The organism is Thiobacillus denitrificans DSM 12475 (assembly GCF_000376425.1).
GTDB classification, from domain to species: Bacteria; Pseudomonadota; Gammaproteobacteria; order Burkholderiales; family Thiobacillaceae; genus Thiobacillus; species Thiobacillus denitrificans.
Window position 1 is genome coordinate 1 of the sequence record NZ_AQWL01000013.1, and the last position, 15,853, is coordinate 15,853.

Consider the following 15,853-nt stretch of genomic DNA (forward strand, 5'->3'; position numbering starts at 1 on the left):
GATGGCCGGACACAAGCGCTTTACGTTGGCGACGGACATACAGGTCTATTTCTGTGACCCTCGGAGTCCTTGGCAGCGTGGAACCAATGAAAATACGAATGGGCTACTGCGACAGTATTTCCCCAAGGGAACCGATATTTCGACCTACTCGCAAGCCAAGCTCAATGCCATCGCGAGGAAATTGAATGAGCGCCCTAGGAAAACACTAAACTACGCAACACCCGCCGAACGATTTCACCAATCCGTTGCGTCGATCGGTTGAATCCGCCTTCGGTGACCTGTTCGATATCCACGCGAAGCTCCCCAGGTCTTTCAAGGTGCTCATGTCAGACGCGTCAGGAAACAACGAGCGGATGGCGTTCCTTTACGACAGCAAGAAGCTGAGCCTGCTGGAGGAAGTGGGCGAAATCGCTTTTTCGCCTTCCCGCTTCAAATCGATCAAGTTCCCCGGAGTCGACGCCCAATTCAACGCCTTCGACCGTACGCCGTATCTTGCGGCGTTTTCGGTTGGCAAGACGTCCATGATGTTCGTGAATGTTCACCTGTACTACGGGGACGAAAAGCCCGCATCGATTGCTCGCCGGTCACTGGAGACATTTGCCGTGGCCAAATGGGCAGATTTGCGAAAGAAGAGCCCTTACTCGTTCACCCGCGAACTGGTCGTCATGGGGGATTTCAATATGCCCAAATGCGAGCCAGGGGATCCGATCTACACAGCGTTGACCAAATTTGGCCTCGATCTTCCCGAGCACTCGACGCAAATCGGTTCAAGCATCAGCAGCGACGCGAGCTATGATCAGGTGGCTTTCCTGCCCGAGACGACGAAGAATCACTTTACGGGCAAAAAGGGCGTTTTCGACTTTGATGCCGTGCTCTTTCCGGAGCTATGGAAAGACGGCTCGAACGCGAAGAACTTCAAAGCCTACCTGCGTTACTACATCTCGGATCACCGGCCAATGTGGGTGGAATTGTCCTTCTAGACCACGCGCTTCAGAACCTACACAATTTGTAGGTTCTCAGAATTCGCGAGAAATTGCCTTCAAAGAAATCAAAGGCTTTCTCATCCAATCTGAGAAAGCTGGGCCATGACACTCTCAAATTACCCGAGAAATTCCTACGACCTTCCCGACAATCTGGAATCACCCATTAGCTAATGGCCCGCGCAGGGCAGAATGCGGCCACCGTTTGCGGAATGACATTGCATTGAGGATATTGCATTGCCGATTCGATTTGGCTATAAGCACAATAACCGAGCAAAAACATCAACTATTAAAAAGTAAAAGGAAGCGTATGTCGTGTCAACTGGGCCACTGTTGGCCAGCCCATTTGTGCCGTTGTTAACGGCGAGATTCACCGCGTATGAGACAAGCGTGCAATGACGCTGCGCACACGTCTCATGCTGCTTGTGCTGATCACTATGCTGCCCGCGCTGGCAGTAGTCGTGGACACCGCCGTTGAGCAGCATCGCCATCTGAAAGCGGACATCGAGCATTCGGTGCTTAGGTTTGCGCGTTTCGCAGTTAACCACCATGCAGCGCGGATCGCCGAAACAGAGCAGCTGTTTAACCTCATAGCGGATCTGCCGCAGGTGCGCACACTGGATACGCCCAATTGTGATGCGCTGCTGCAAAGCCTGCTGTATGGCAACCTCAACTATACGAATTTTGGCGTGATCCGTCCGGACGGATATGTAGCCTGCAGCGGCGTGAGCACAAGCGCACCGGTCTATCTCGGCGACCGCGCCTATTTCAAGACGGCCGCCGCGACCAAACGACTTAGCATTGGCGACTACCAGATAGGCCGACTCACTAACAAGCCCGTCCAGGTCATTGCGAAACCCGTTCTCGACGCCACGAGACAGGTCCAGAGCGTCGTGTACGCTGCGTTAAACCTTGAATGGCTTGTGCGGTTCATGCCCTTGACCGAGCTGCCTCCCGAATCGGCCATAATGGTCGTTGATCGACAAGGCGTCATTCTGGCACGCGCGCCGGACCCGGAAGGCAAGTGGACCGGCATCAACCTGACAAGCGATGTGCCGATCGCTAAGGCGTTCCTTGATAGCGGGCAATCGGAGGCGATCAGCGAAGGACACGGCGTCGACGGCATTCAGCGGATTTACGCCCTGGCGCGCATTGGCTCGGGCGAGGAACGCAATGGCCACATCCTGGTCGGCATCCCGTCCCAGGAGATCTATGCTGCGCTCAACGCGGATCTGCTGCCACGCGCAGCTTTTCTGGTGGCAACCTTCCTCGGCATCATGGTGCTCGCCTGGTTCGGCAGCGAGATATTGGTGATGCGACGCACGCGGCTGTTGTCGATAGCGGCCCGCCAAATGGCCGACGGCGACTTCTCCGCGCGCGCAGCAATCAAGGGACGCGACGAAATCGCCATGCTTGCAGGCGAGTTCAACCGAATGGGCGCTGCGCTACAACGGAATCATCAACAGATCCATCGACTCAACCGGATACATGAGGTGCTCAGCGGTATTAATGGCGCCATCCTCCGAATCCGCGTACAGGACGAATTACTCAAGGAGGCCTGTCGCATAGCTGTCGAACGGGGCAGGCTGCGATTTGCGTGGATTGGCATAGTAGAACCTGGTACGGGGCGGGTCATGAAGATGGCCAGTCATGGAGAGGGAAACGATTTCGTCGATCGCCACTGCCTGACTCCGCATGCACGGGCAGATGAGGATCTGTGCCCCTGTGCGGCGGCCATGCCCCAAGCTCATCCAGTCATCTGCAACGACCTCAGGATAGTCAATCAGCGCGACAAGTCCTGGCAATCGTTGGCGCGGTCGTACGGCTTTGAGGCACTGGCGGGCTTTCCGCTGAAACGGGAGGGGGAAGTCATAGGCGTACTTGGGCTCTACGCCGCCGAGGCTCATTTCTTCGAGGCGCCGGAGGTGGATCTCTTTCAGGAGCTAGCTGCAGATATTTCACTTGGTCTCGAGTATATCGACAAGGACCAGCGCATCGATCATTTGCTGTACCACGACGCACTGACCGGCTTGCCGAACAGAAAGCTTTGTGAAGACCGCCTGCAGCAGGAGATTCTGCGGGCGCGCCACCATGATCGCCACGTAAGCGTGGTCGTGCTCAACATCGCGGACTTTCATCGACTGGTCGGCGTGCATGGCCATCACGTCGCCGACGACGTCCTGAACATGCTCGCTACATATTTGTCGGCCCACGTCCGGGAAGGCGACACGGTTTCGCGACTGGGCGGCGACGAGTTCGCAATCGCCTACGTCGATATTGCGTCGACACAGGATGCCATCCATCTCGTCCAATCTCTCGTGGCGGGGCTGCCTACCGTTTTTCGGAACACCACGCGCGAAATCCACCTGAGCATACGGGGCGGCACCGCAATCTATCCTGACGATGGCGAGGATGCAGCGAGCCTGCTCGTGAATGCAACGCTTGCCTGCAGTGGCCAGACTGGCCGCAGCCACGCCGTGAACTTTTATTCTTCCACGATACAACGCGCCGCCAGTGAACGGGAGAAACTCGAACAGGCGTTCCGGCACGCCATCAAGGACGTTCTGGGGCTGGCCCTGTATTACCAACCGGTGGTGGATATCCATACCCACCGCATCGTGAGCCTCGAAGCGCTCGCACGTTGGAACAGCACGGAATTCGGGCCCGTGTCGCCGGCACGGTTCATCCCCGTCGCTGAGGAGACCGGCCTGATCGTCGAGTTGGGTGACTGGGTGTTGAACAGCGCATGCAGGCAAATCCAGGTCTGGCAGGATGCCGGATTGATGGAAATCCGCGTGGCGATCAACATCTCGTTTCATCAATTGCGGCAGGAAGACTTCGTTGAGCGCCTTGCAATGGCAGCCAGCGCCATCAATCGCAACCGCTCTAACCTGCTCGCTATTGAATTGACAGAATCTGAACTGATGGACGATGTCGAAACAACCATACGGCAGATCGATCTGCTGAAAAGTCACAACTTCACGATCTATATTGACGACTTCGGTACGGGCTACTCGTCATTAAGCTATCTGCAGCGTTTACCCGTGGATATACTCAAAATCGACCAGAGCTTCGTCAGTACGCTTGGACAATCTGAAAGCAGCGACGCCATCGTACGTACCATCATTGCACTAGCGCACGGCCTTAAGCTGAAGACCATTGCTGAAGGCGTGGAAACCGCCGAGCAACTCGCCCTTCTGAAAGAACTGGGCTGCGATTACGTCCAGGGATTTCTGTTCAGCAAGCCAAAGCCGGCCGAGGAGATCACCCGTTTGCTGAACAATGGGGGCAGCATCAGCCCTATGGACTAGAGGCTTAGGTGAGCAAAAATGCGATGGACTACTTCAGGCGGGTCGGCCAAAGGCGACGCTGGCATACTATGCCACCACGGTCGGCTATGCATCGCACGCCGTCCATTAGACTCAGCAGGTTTACGATAGCCTCGGGAGGTATCCAACAACACGGTGCGCGACAACTTCGCCGCCGAATACAGCGTGCTGGACACGATCGATCTGGAAAGCGCTGTCGCCCGATGCCATGGTTGGCCCCTTTGAAAAGGATTACAAATGGTCGTCGCAGGTTTACCAGTTGGTGCAGCCCTCCAGTGGCCACGGCAAGCTGATCTGGCATTCGCTCGGTCCAGGACGATTGAGCTTATTCATCAGAACATGCCTGTGGATGCAGTGCGCGATGATCTCGACACCTTGGTGCTGAATGCTGACCTCCTGGAGGCCGTGTTATCCAACCCGTAGCCAAAGAGAGCCAAGACCCCCATCATGGTCGAGCGCGTCGTCAATGAAATCGACGAAATCGTGCGCCTGGTGCGTTTTCCGGGCTGGCAGGGCACTTTGGCAGGCGAGCGAGAAGTGAAAAAGGCGCTGTTCAAATACAAGCTGCATACGGACGAGGAACTGTTCGAGAAGGCGTACAGCTATATCCGGCAGTACTACTAGTTGAAGCTTTGACTTTTCTTGATCGAGGCTGCCAGAGCTTCTGGTAAGAAGGCCAACCTCCTAGGTTGGCCTTCTTCAAATCCTCATGAATTCTAAAGATTTGAGAAAAATCTAGAATTCAACGAGATCCTACACAATCAGACATCCAGGTTGCGCACGCCCAGCGCATTCGTCTCGATGAAGTTACGCCGCGGTTCGACCTCGTCGCCCATCAGCGTGGTGAAAATCTGGTCGGACGAGATCGCATCCTCGATCTGCACTTTCATCAGCCGGCGCACCTTGGGATCCATGGTGGTTTCCCACAACTGGGCAGGATTCATTTCGCCTAGCCCCTTGTAGCGCTGGATGCTCATGCCGCGTTTGACTTCGGCGAGGAACCAGTCCATCGCCTCGCGGAAGCTCTGCACCGGGATTTCCTTCTCGCCGCGCTTGGCGCGGGCGCCGAGGCCGATGAGGTCGCGCAGCAAGTCGCCGACCTTGACCAGCTGATTGTAGTCGCCGGATTCGAGCAGATCCGCTTCGAGGAAACTGACGTGCGCGTTGCCGTGGGCATGGCGGATGATGCGCAGGCGATGGCTGTCGGACTCGCTGATGTATTCGGCGGCCACTTCGAATTTCTGCGCATCCAGTGCCGCGCCGAGGCTGGCTTCGCTCTGCATCGCGGCACCGCTGTCGGCCAGGCTCAAGCGCGGGATGCGCATCAGGGCCTGCAGCACGTCGTCCGGCAGCAAGCGGCTCAGGCGTTCGCTTACTGCTTCGGCCAGGAAATACTCGCGCGCCAGCGTTTCCAGCGCCTCGCCGGTGATCGGCATGGCGCCGTCCATCGGCGTCAGTTCGGCCTCCTTCATCGCTTCGGCCATGAGGTGTTCCTTGAGCGCGTGTTCGTCCTTGATGTAGCGTTCGGAGCGGCCATGCTTGACCTTGTAAAGCGGTGGCTGGGCGATGTAGATGTGGCCGCGCTCGACCAGCTCCGGCATCTGGCGGTAGAAGAAAGTGAGCAGCAGGGTACGGATGTGCGCGCCGTCGACGTCGGCATCGGTCATGATGATGATGCGGTGGTAGCGCAGTTTGTCCGGGTTGTAGTCGTCCTTGCCGATGCTGGTGCCGAGCGCGGTGATCAGGGTGGCGATTTCCTGACTGCTGATGACCTTGTCGAAGCGCGCGCGCTCGACGTTGAGTATCTTGCCTTTCAACGGCAGGATCGCCTGGAACTTGCGGTCGCGGCCCTGCTTGGCCGAGCCGCCGGCGGAATCGCCCTCGACCAGGTAGATTTCGCACAATGCGGGATCTTTTTCCTGGCAGTCGGCCAGTTTCCCGGGCAGGCCGAGGCCATCCATGACGCCTTTTCGACGTGTTATTTCACGTGCCTTGCGCGCCGCATCGCGAGCCCGCGCCGCTTCGACGATCTTGTTGCACAAGAGCTTGGCATCGCTGGGGTTTTCCAGCAGATATTCGGCCAGTTTCTGCCCGACCACTTCCTGCACCACCGGCTGTACTTCACTGGAAACCAGTTTGTCCTTGGTCTGCGAGGAAAATTTCGGCTCGGGTACCTTGACCGACAGCACGCAGGTCAGGCCCTCGCGCATATCGTCGCCGGTGGTTTCGACCTTGGCTTTTTTCGCCAGCTCGTTTTCTTCGATGTATTTGTTCAACACCCGTGTCATCGCCATGCGCAGGCCGGTGAGGTGAGTGCCGCCATCGCGTTGCGGAATGTTGTTGGTGAAGCACTGCACGGTCTCGGAATAGCTGTCGTTCCACTGCATCGCGACTTCGACGACCATTCCGTCCTTTTCGCCGACGGCATGGAAAATTTTCGGGTGCAGCACCGATTTGACACGGTTCACATACTCGACGAAGCCCTTGACGCCACCCGAGTGCGCGAAGTTTTCGCTCTTGCCATCGCGATGGTCGATCAGCTCGATCTTCACGCCGTTGTTGAGGAAGGAGAGTTCGCGGATGCGTTTGGCGAGGATGTCGAAATGAAACTCGACCTTGCCGAAGATCTCCTCGTCCGCGAGGAAATGGACTTCGGTACCGCGCCCTTCGGCTTCGCCGACCACCTGCATGGGGGAAACTTCCACGCCATTCTGGATTTCGATGGGGCGGTCGAGCACCTTGCCGCGGTGGAAGGTCATCATGTATTTCTTGCCGTCACGGCGCACGATCAGCTTCAGCCATTTCGACAGGCCGTTGACGCACGATACGCCAACGCCATGCAGACCGCCCGACACCTTGTAGCTGTTCTGGTTGAACTTGCCGCCGGCGTGCAGTACGGTCATGACGATTTCGGCCGCGCTGCGCTTCGGTTCGTGCTTGTCGTCGAGTTTCACGCCGACCGGAATGCCGCGCCCGTTGTCGGTAATCGAAATCGAGTTGTCGGGATGGATGATGACCTTGATGTCGTCGCACCAGCCCGCCAGCGCCTCGTCAATAGCGTTGTCCAGCACTTCAAACACCATATGGTGCAGGCCGGTGCCGTCGGATGTATCGCCGATGTACATGCCGGGACGCTTGCGTACCGCTTCCAGGCCTTCCAGCTGCTGGATGCTGTCTTCGTCGTAGCCTCCGTTCACGTCATCGGGCATCGCGTTGTCTGGCTTGTCGCTCATGGTGTTTATACCTCGTGGGGCATTGCTGCCGGTTGTTGCAAGGTGTGCGGAATCGATCTTCCGGCCTAGATGCGCATTGGCATCACGACGTACTTGAAACCGGCTTCGGCTTCGCTGGTCAGCAGCATGCTGCTGTTGGCGTCGCCCAGCGACAGCGTGATTTCCTCGGTATTGAGTGCGCCCAGGCCATCGAGCAGGTAGGTCACGTTGAAACCGACGTCGAGCGGATCGCCGTTGTAGCTGACTTCGATTTCGTCGGCGGCTTCTTCCTGTTCGTTGTTATTGCAGACGATGCCCAGCGTGTTCTCGCTCATCACCAGGCGCACGCCGCGGAATTTTTCATTCGACAGAATCGCTGCGCGCTGCAAAGCCTGCATCACGCTCTGACGGTTGGCCTTGAGGTGGCGCGGCTGGTTGGCTGGGATGACGCGCTGGTAGTCGGGGAATTTGCCATCCACCACCTTGGTCACCAGTTCGGTGCCGGGCAGGGTAATGGTGACCTGGTTGGCGCCGATGCGCAGCTCGACCGGATCGTCCACCTCACCCAATAGCTTGGACAGTTCGACCACGGTCTTGCGCGGGATGATGACTTCGCGTGCTTCGGCCGCGGATTCGAGCCGGGTTTCGGCATAGCTCAGCCGATGGCCGTCAGTGGCGACCACGCGCAGTTGCTCGCCGTCCAGAACCAGCAACATGCCGTTGAGATAGTAGCGGATATCCTGGCTGGCCATGGCGAATTGCACCAGTTGCAACAGGCGCTTCAGTGTTTTTTGCGGCAGACGGATCGCCTCGCCGAGTCCCGCGCCGGTTTCGACCCGCGGGAAATCCGCGGCAGGCAGGGTCTGCAAGGTAAAACGCGATTTGCCTGCGCTGACCACCACCTGGCTGTCCTTGGAGTCGAGCTTGACCTTGGCGGCGTCGGGCAGGGCACGCACGATGTCGAACAGCTTGCGCGCAGCGATGGTAATGGCGAAGTCTTCGCCAGCTTGCGCACTCTCCAGCTGGGTGCTGACCTGCAATTCCAAATCGGTGGCCAGCACGGTCAGCTTGCCGGCTTTTTTCTCCAGCAGCAGATTGGACAGGATGGGCAGGGTATGGCGCCGCTCGACTACCCCGACCACGGCGGAGAGAGAAGCAAGAAGGGCGCTGCGTTCGCTTTGTACTAATAGCATTTATATATTCCTGAGAATCATAATAAAGGCGGACCAAAACTGGGGATAAGATTTTTTTTTCAATTAAAACAATATGTTGTTGTTATTTTATGGGTGTGGGTAAAACCTTGGCAAGGTGGGAGGGGTGGGGATGGATTTTCCATTCCCAGCGCAGGATCCGCCTTATCCACATTTCATCCTCAGCCAGTCAGGCTTTGTAATAACACCAGATAGTCGCGTCCGATGTCGGCTTCGGTCTCGCGCAACTCGGCTACCTTGCGGCAGGCATGGATCACCGTGGTGTGGTCGCGCCCGCCGAACGATTCGCCGATCTCCGGCAGGCTCTGGTTGGTCAGCTCCTTGGCCAGCGCCATGGCGATCTGGCGGGGGCGTGCCAGGTTGCGGGTGCGTTTCTTGGAGAACATGTCGGCCACCTTGATCTTGTAGAAGTCGGCGACGGTTTTCTGGATGTTCTCGATCGAGACGATACGCGAGGTCGAAGCGATGAGGTCGCGCAGGGCTTCTTTCACCAGTTCCAGCGTGATCGGCTTTTCGTGGAAGCGCGAGAATGCGATCACCCGCTTCAAGGCGCCTTCGAGTTCGCGTACGTTGGAGCGTACCTGCTTGGCGATGAAAAAGGCGACGTTCTCGTCGAGCTTGATGTTTTCCGCCTGCGCCTTGGCCAGCAGGATGGCGACCCGCATTTCCAGTTCCGGCGGTTCGACGGCGACGGTCAATCCCCAGGCGAAGCGCGATTTCAGGCGATCGTCCAGCCCGCTGATCTCCTTGGGGAAGGTATCGCAGGTAATGACGATCTGTTTCTTGTTCTCGATCAGCGAGTTGAATACGTAGAAAAACTCTTCCTGGGTGCGGTCCTTCTTGGCCAGGAACTGGATGTCGTCGATCAGCAGCAGGTCCAGCGACATGTAACGTCGTTTCAGGTCATCGAACTGCTTGTTCAGATAGGCCTTGACCACGTCGTCCACGTAATCGTTGGCATGGATGTAGCTGATGCGCGCGTCCGGCGTGGCCTGGCGCACGGTATTGCCGATGGCCTGCAGCAGGTGCGTTTTGCCCAGTCCCACGCCGCCGTAGACAAACAGGGGGTTGTAGGCCACCCCCGGATTGTCGGCAATTTGCAGCGCGGCAGCACGTGCCAGCTGGTTGGCGCGGCCGGAAACGAAGTTATCGAAAGTGAATCCCGGATTGATGCGCAGGCCAAGCTGGACCGGTGCCGCGGCACCGGTCGGAAGGGCGGCGGATTGTGTGACCGTCGCCGGTGCGGAAGGTGTGCGCGGGATGCTGCTTTTTTTGCCGAGCGCGTAGGTAATGGCAACCGGGTGGGCGTAAAACTCCTGCGCCCAGACGTCGATGTGTTCGGCGAATTTCTCGCGCACCCAGTCCAACACGAAATGGTTGGGCGCCAGGATGCGCACCTCGCCGCCGGCGTCGTCAAATACCAGGGGCTTGATCCAAGTGCTGAATTGCTGCTGGGTCAGGTTGGCGCGAAAGCGCTCTTGGCAAAGGGCCCAGAAGGAATCCATAGTCGAGGGGGAGGAGGCGGAAAGCGGCATTGAGATTCAAATGTGGATCTTACTCCCCTTCGACAAGGTTATCCACAGGCGCAACCCGCCCGACGCGGCGCGGCGGGTTGCCACAAACTTGACATTGCCCCGGTGGTGGGCGTCTAATACGCGGTTTTTCAACAATTTTTTTATGTTTGGCCATCCTGCCTCGGCGGGGCCGGGCCAGCGCCAGCCAGAAAGGATATGTCATGAAACGCACTTATCAGCCTTCCACCGTCCGCCGCAAGCGTACCCACGGTTTCCGCGCCCGCATGAAAACCAAGGCTGGCCGTGCCGTGATCAATGCACGCCGCGCCAAGGGCCGCGCCCGTCTGGCCGTCTGATCCGCATCGACGCGCACCCAGACAAAGCGGGTGGCGTGCGCCTCCGCGATGCGCGCCTGGTTGACAAAGCCGATTTCGACCGGGTGTTTGCCGACAATCAGCGCGCCCGAACGGATTACGTGATGGTGATGGCGCGCCCCAACCAGGTGGGCCACCCGCGGCTGGGGATGGTGATTGCCAAACGCCTGCTTGCGCGTGCGGTGGATCGCAACCGCGTCAAGCGGTGCGTGCGCGAAAGCTTCCGGCAGGTCTTGCCGGAACTGCCTGCATGTGATTTCGTCGTGCGCCTGATTGCCAAGCCGGTTCCTGGAAATGAGGCTCGCGATCTGCCGCGCACCTTCCAGCGCGCCGGCCACCGGGCCATGGCAAAATGGCCGACCGCTCCGGCAGGCGAAGCAGCGCCGGAATTCTCTTCCAACTAAACGCGTCCCGTCTCATGGATAACCAGCGGCTGATTCTTTTCATCGTTTTTTCCTTCTCGCTGCTTTTGTTATGGGAGGCCTGGCAGGACAAACACGCGCCGGCTCCGGTCGCGCCATCCACGGTGAGTGCGCCCACTCCCAGTCAGGCGCTGAACGCGCCGGCTGCCGCAGCACCGGCGCAGGCCGGTTTTGCCAGGGGGCAGCGCGCGCAGGTGGAAACCGACGTGTTGCGCGCCACCATCGATGCCAACGGCGGCGACCTGCGCCAACTGCAGCTGCTGCCGTATCGCGAGACGGAAGACAAGAATCAGATCTTCACCCTGTTCGAGGACAACAGGACGCGGCCTTATCTGGCGCAAAGCGGCCTGGTGGGGAAAGATCTGCCGACGCACCGTAGCGTGTTTCAGCTCAATCCCGGTATTTATCGCCTCGTCGGCGGCGCGGCCCAACTGGAAGTGCCGCTGGTATGGAATGATCCGGCTACCGGCGTGCGCGTTGAAAAAACCTATGTTTTCAAGCGCGGAAGCTATCAGATCGCCGTCAGAACCCGGGTCATCAACAACGGGTCGCAGCCTGTCGAACTGACGCCGTATTACCAGTTCACCCGTCATGCCGAGGCGCCGCGCGGCTCGTCTTTTTTCCTGCACACCTACACCGGCCCGGCCTTCTATACGGACGCAAAGAAATTCCAGAAAGTCGCGTTCAATGACATTCAGGAAGGCAAGGCCGAATTCGAGAAAACCGCCAATAACGGCTGGGTGGGCATGGTGCAGCACCATTTCGTGTCGGCCTGGTTGCCCGAAGATAGCGTCAAGCGCGAGTACTACACCCGCGCGCTGGGCGACGGCCTGTATTCTGCCGGGGTGATTCTGGCCGAAGGGACGCTCGCGCCCGGCCAGCAAAAGACATTCACCGTGCCGCTGTATGCCGGACCGCAAATCCAGAGCGTACTGGAGAAAGCCGCCCCCGGCCTGGAGCATGCGCGCGATTACGGCTGGCTGACGCCGCTGGCTTACCCCATCTTCTGGGCGCTGGAAAAAATCGAGCGCCTGGTGGGCAACTGGGGCTGGGCCATCATCATTCTGACCATTCTTCTCAAGCTGGCGCTGTACCCGTTGTCGGCGGCAGGCTACAAGTCGATGGCCAAGATGAAGAAGCTGACGCCGCGCCTGCAGCAACTGAAGGAAACCTTTGGCGACGACCGTGCCAAGCTGCATCAGGCAATGGCGGAGATGTACAAGACCGAGAAGATCAACCCGCTCGGCGGCTGCCTGCCGATCCTGGTCCAGATCCCGGTGTTCATCGCGCTGTACTGGGTGCTGCTCGCCGCGGTCGAGATGCGCGGCGCGCCCTGGCTTGGCTGGATCACCGACCTGACCGTACCCGATCCCTGGTTCATCCTGCCGATCGTCATGGGCGTCACCTCGATCCTGCAGGTCAAGCTCAACCCACAGCCGATGGACCCGATGCAGGCCAAGATCATGATGATCATGCCGGTGGCGTTTACCGTGATGTTCGTGTTCTTCCCGGCGGGCCTGGTGCTGTACTGGGTCGTCAATAACATCCTGTCGATCGCGCAGCAGTGGGCGATCAACAAGCAGGTCGAGGGCGGTGGCAAAACGGTCCCCGGCAAAGCCTGACCTGATCGCCGCCATTGCCACCGCGCCCGGCCGCGGCGGAGTCGGGGTGGTGCGGGTGTCGGGGGCGGAGGTCGCCCCGCTTGCCACTGCGGTTCTCGGACGCGTGCCGGAAGCGCGGCACGCCACCTTCGCCCGTTTCGTCGACGGCGGCGGCGGGGTGATCGACGAGGGCATCGCGCTTTATTTTGCCGCCCCGCATTCGTTTACCGGCGAGCACGTGCTGGAGTTGCAGGGGCACGGCGGACCGGCGGTGCTCGATCTGATCCTGCAGCGCTGCATAGAACTCGGCGCGCGGCTGGCCGGGCCGGGCGAGTTCACCCGGCGCGCCTATCTCAACGGCAAGCTCGATCTGGCGCAAGCCGAAGCAGTGGCCGACCTGATCGATGCCGCCTCGGGTGAGGCGGCACGTTCGGCCGTACGTTCGCTTTCGGGCGCGTTTTCGGCGCGGATAGCCGAACTGGTCGAGGCGCTCACCCGCCTGCGCATGCTGGTGGAAGCCACGCTCGATTTTCCCGAAGAAGAAATCGATCTTCTGCAGCAGGCGGATGTTTTTGGCCGCCTCGACCGGATCGACGCCAGCCTCGCCGCGGTGCGCGCGCAGGCGAAACAGGGCGCGCTGCTGCGCGAAGGCGTGACGGTGGTGCTGATCGGCCAGCCGAATGTCGGCAAGTCGAGCCTGCTCAACCAACTGGCCGGATTCGAGGCGGCGATCGTCACCGAGATCGCCGGTACCACGCGCGATACCGTGCGCGAAGCGATCCAGATTCGCGGGGTGCCGCTGCACATCGTCGATACGGCGGGCCTGCGCGATACTGACGATCCGCTGGAACAGCTCGGCATTGCCCGTACCTGGGCCGCCGTGGGAAAAGCCGACGTGGCACTGCTGCTGGTGGATGCGGCGCATGGCCTGGGCGAACGCGAGGCGGCGATTCTGGCGCGCCTGCCCGAGGTGAGGCGGCTGACCATCCACAACAAGATCGACGTTACCGCCGAGGCGCCGCGCGCGGTAGGCGACGAGGTCTGGCTTTCCGCCAAAACCGGGGCCGGCGTCGAATTGCTGCGCGGCAAGCTGCTCGAGGCGGCGGGCTGGCAGTCGGCGGGCGAAGGCGCGTTCATGGCGCGCGCGCGGCATCTGGATGCGCTTGCCCGCGGCGCCGCGCACCTGGCGGCCGCGCGCCAGACGGCAACGCAGCTGGAGCTGTTGGCCGAAGAACTGCGGCTGGCGCAGGCCGCCCTGTCGGACATCACCGGCGAATTCACCGCCGACGATTTGCTGGGCGAAATCTTCAGCAAATTCTGCATCGGCAAGTAAGCGACACCCCGGGTCTTTTGCCGGGCTGCGCCAGCGCTTATGCTTGAAACGTGTTCCTTCCCTCAGGATTGCCCGTCATGCTGACCTGGCGAAGTATCGCCGACGAACTCAAAACCCACCGCGCGCGCCTGCTGCAGGGCAACCTCGCCGCCTTGCTGGCGGTGGCGGCGGCGGTGCCGGTGCCGCTGCTGCTGCCGTTGATGGTGGACGAAGTGCTGCTGCATCACCCGGGCAAGATGGTCGCCGTCATCGGCGCGTGGTTTCCGCCCGCCTGGCACGGGCCGCTGCTGTTCATCGGCATGGCGCTGCTGCTGACGGTGGGACTGCGGCTGATCTCGATCCTGCTCAACGTGTGGCAGGGGCGCACGTTTTCGCTGCTGGCCAAGGAAGTTGTCTACCGCATCCGGGTGCGGATGCTCTCCCGGCTGTCGCGCATTGCGCTGTCGGAATTCGAGACGGTGGGTGCCGGCCGGGTCACCTCGCATTTCGTGACCGATCTCAACGCCATCGACAGCTTTCTCGGTTCGTCGGTTTCGGGTCTGGTGGTGTCGGTGCTGACGCTGATAGGGGTGGCGGCCGTGCTGTTCTGGATGCACTGGCAGCTGGCGCTGTTCATTTTGCTGCTGAATCCGGTGGTGATCCTGTTTTCCACCCGCCTCGGCAAGCGGGTGAAGGATCTGAAAAAGCGCGAGAACCGCGCCTTCGAGATGTTTCAGGAGGCACTGTCCGAGACGCTCGATGCCTTGACGCAGATCCGCGCGATGAATCGCGAAAAGCATTATCTGGCGCGGGTGACCGCAAAGGCGGCCGACATCCGCCAGCACGCGGCGGCGTTTGCCTGGAAATCGGATGCGATGAGCCGGATTTCCTTCTTCGTTTTCCTTGCCGGCTTCGACGCCTTTCGTGCCGGCGCGATGTTGATGGTGGTGTTTTCCGATCTCTCCATCGGCGAGATGCTGGCGGTGTTCGGCTACCTGTGGTTCATGATGACCCCGGTGCAGGAGCTGGTGAACATGCAGTACGCGTGGTTTGCCGCCAATGCCGCGCTGGGGCGGATCAATGCCCTGCTCGGCCTGCACGGCGAACCGCAGCATCCCGCACTGCGCGATCCGTTCGCCGGCCAGCCCACCGTCGGCATTGCGCTCGACCATGTCAGCTTCGCCTATACGGACGGCGAGACGGTGCTGGACGACGTCAGCCTCACGGTGGCGGCGGGCGAGAAGGTGGCGCTGGTGGGGGCCTCCGGCGGCGGCAAGTCGACCCTGGTGCAGGCCTTGCTGGGACTGTATCCGGTGAAGGCGGGGCAGATTTTCTATGGTGGCGCGCCGGTGAGTGAGATCGGCTGGGAAACCGTGCGCGAGCATATCGGCGTGGTACTGCAGCACCCGGTGCTGTTCAACGACAGCGTGCGCGCCAATCTGACCCTGGGGCGCGAGGCCAGCGATGCCACGCTGTGGCAGGCGCTGGAGATCGCCCAGCTGAGGGATGCCATCGCTGCGCTGCCGCATGCGCTGGATACGGTGGTGGGGCGGCAGGGCGTGCGTTTGTCCGGCGGGCAGCGGCAGCGGCTGGCGATTGCGCGCATGATCGTTGCCCAACCGCGGATCGTCATCCTCGACGAAGCCACCTCTGCGCTCGACACCGATACCGAGCGGCGGCTGCACCAGGCGCTCGCCGGGTTTCTGAGCGGGCGCACCACCCTCATCATCGCCCATCGACTATCCGCCGTGCGGCAGGCCGACCGCATCCTGGTATTCGAAAACGGCCGGGTGGTGGAGGAGGGTGGCCACGATGAGTTGATCGGGCGCGGCGGGCTATATCACAAGCTTTACCATCACGCATAAAAAACGCTCGGGAAAATCAGCATTTTCTGATAG

13 protein-coding genes are annotated in these 15,853 nt (G+C 60.0%); 10 read left to right on the forward strand and 3 right to left on the reverse strand.

What is annotated here, in order from left to right:
* The 5 genes from B059_RS20490 to B059_RS21275 form a co-directional block, all read left to right on the forward strand.
* Positions 1-262: IS30 family transposase (locus tag B059_RS20490; protein ID WP_157273760.1), on the forward strand; the 262-nt coding region annotated here is incomplete at its 5' end.
* A gap of 61 nt (positions 263-323) precedes the next feature.
* Positions 324-980, forward strand: coding sequence for an exonuclease/endonuclease/phosphatase family protein (locus B059_RS0115725; protein WP_157273761.1), 657 nt, complete (start codon positions 324-326; stop codon positions 978-980).
* Positions 981-1,375: 395 nt separating this feature from the next.
* Entirely contained in the window at positions 1,376-4,291 is a 2,916-nt protein-coding gene (locus B059_RS0115730; RefSeq protein WP_018079211.1) for a bifunctional diguanylate cyclase/phosphodiesterase, read from the forward strand.
* Positions 4,292-4,546: 255 nt separating this feature from the next.
* A complete protein-coding gene (locus B059_RS21270) occupies positions 4,547-4,732 on the forward strand; it encodes a hypothetical protein (RefSeq protein ID WP_026177588.1) in 186 nt (61 codons plus the stop codon).
* A 24-nt stretch (positions 4,733-4,756) separates the two neighbouring features.
* A complete protein-coding gene (locus tag B059_RS21275; protein WP_211206929.1) occupies positions 4,757-4,933 on the forward strand; it encodes a hypothetical protein in 177 nt (58 codons plus the stop codon).
* Positions 4,934-5,070: 137 nt separating this feature from the next.
* Here B059_RS21275 and gyrB read toward each other — a convergent pair whose 3' ends face one another.
* The 3 genes from gyrB to dnaA all read right to left on the reverse strand — a co-directional run bounded on the left by gyrB (position 5,071) and on the right by dnaA (position 10,237).
* A complete protein-coding gene (gyrB, locus tag B059_RS0115745) occupies positions 5,071-7,542 on the reverse strand; it encodes a DNA topoisomerase (ATP-hydrolyzing) subunit B (RefSeq protein ID WP_018079212.1) in 2,472 nt (823 codons plus the stop codon).
* A 65-nt stretch (positions 7,543-7,607) separates the two neighbouring features.
* Positions 7,608-8,714 (reverse strand): DNA polymerase III subunit beta, encoded by a 1,107-nt coding sequence (gene dnaN, locus B059_RS0115750; protein ID WP_018079213.1) that lies wholly within the window; start codon positions 8,712-8,714, stop codon positions 7,608-7,610.
* 179 nt (positions 8,715-8,893) lie between these two features.
* On the reverse strand, positions 8,894-10,237 hold the full coding sequence (dnaA, locus tag B059_RS0115755) for a chromosomal replication initiator protein DnaA (RefSeq protein ID WP_018079214.1): 1,344 nt from the start codon (positions 10,235-10,237) through the stop codon (positions 8,894-8,896).
* 230 nt (positions 10,238-10,467) lie between these two features.
* On the opposite strand from dnaA, the gene rpmH reads away from it, so the two are divergent.
* The 5 genes from rpmH (at position 10,468) to B059_RS0115780 (ending at position 15,820) form a co-directional block, all read left to right on the forward strand.
* Positions 10,468-10,602: a 50S ribosomal protein L34 gene (gene rpmH / locus B059_RS0115760; RefSeq protein ID WP_011313339.1), complete on the forward strand. Its 135-nt coding sequence runs from the start codon at positions 10,468-10,470 to the stop codon at positions 10,600-10,602.
* 35 nt (positions 10,603-10,637) lie between these two features.
* Positions 10,638-11,024, forward strand: coding sequence for a ribonuclease P protein component (gene rnpA, locus B059_RS19425; RefSeq protein WP_018079215.1), 387 nt, complete (start codon positions 10,638-10,640; stop codon positions 11,022-11,024).
* A gap of 14 nt (positions 11,025-11,038) precedes the next feature.
* On the forward strand, positions 11,039-12,664 hold the full coding sequence (gene yidC, locus B059_RS0115770; protein WP_018079216.1) for a membrane protein insertase YidC: 1,626 nt from the start codon (positions 11,039-11,041) through the stop codon (positions 12,662-12,664).
* Entirely contained in the window at positions 12,636-13,976 is a 1,341-nt protein-coding gene (mnmE, locus tag B059_RS0115775; RefSeq protein WP_018079217.1) for a tRNA uridine-5-carboxymethylaminomethyl(34) synthesis GTPase MnmE, read from the forward strand. Before yidC ends, mnmE begins: the two co-directional genes overlap by 29 nt.
* Positions 13,977-14,053: 77 nt before the next feature.
* Positions 14,054-15,820, forward strand: coding sequence for an ABC transporter ATP-binding protein (locus B059_RS0115780; protein ID WP_018079218.1), 1,767 nt, complete (start codon positions 14,054-14,056; stop codon positions 15,818-15,820).
* Positions 15,821-15,853: the final 33 nt, after the last annotated feature.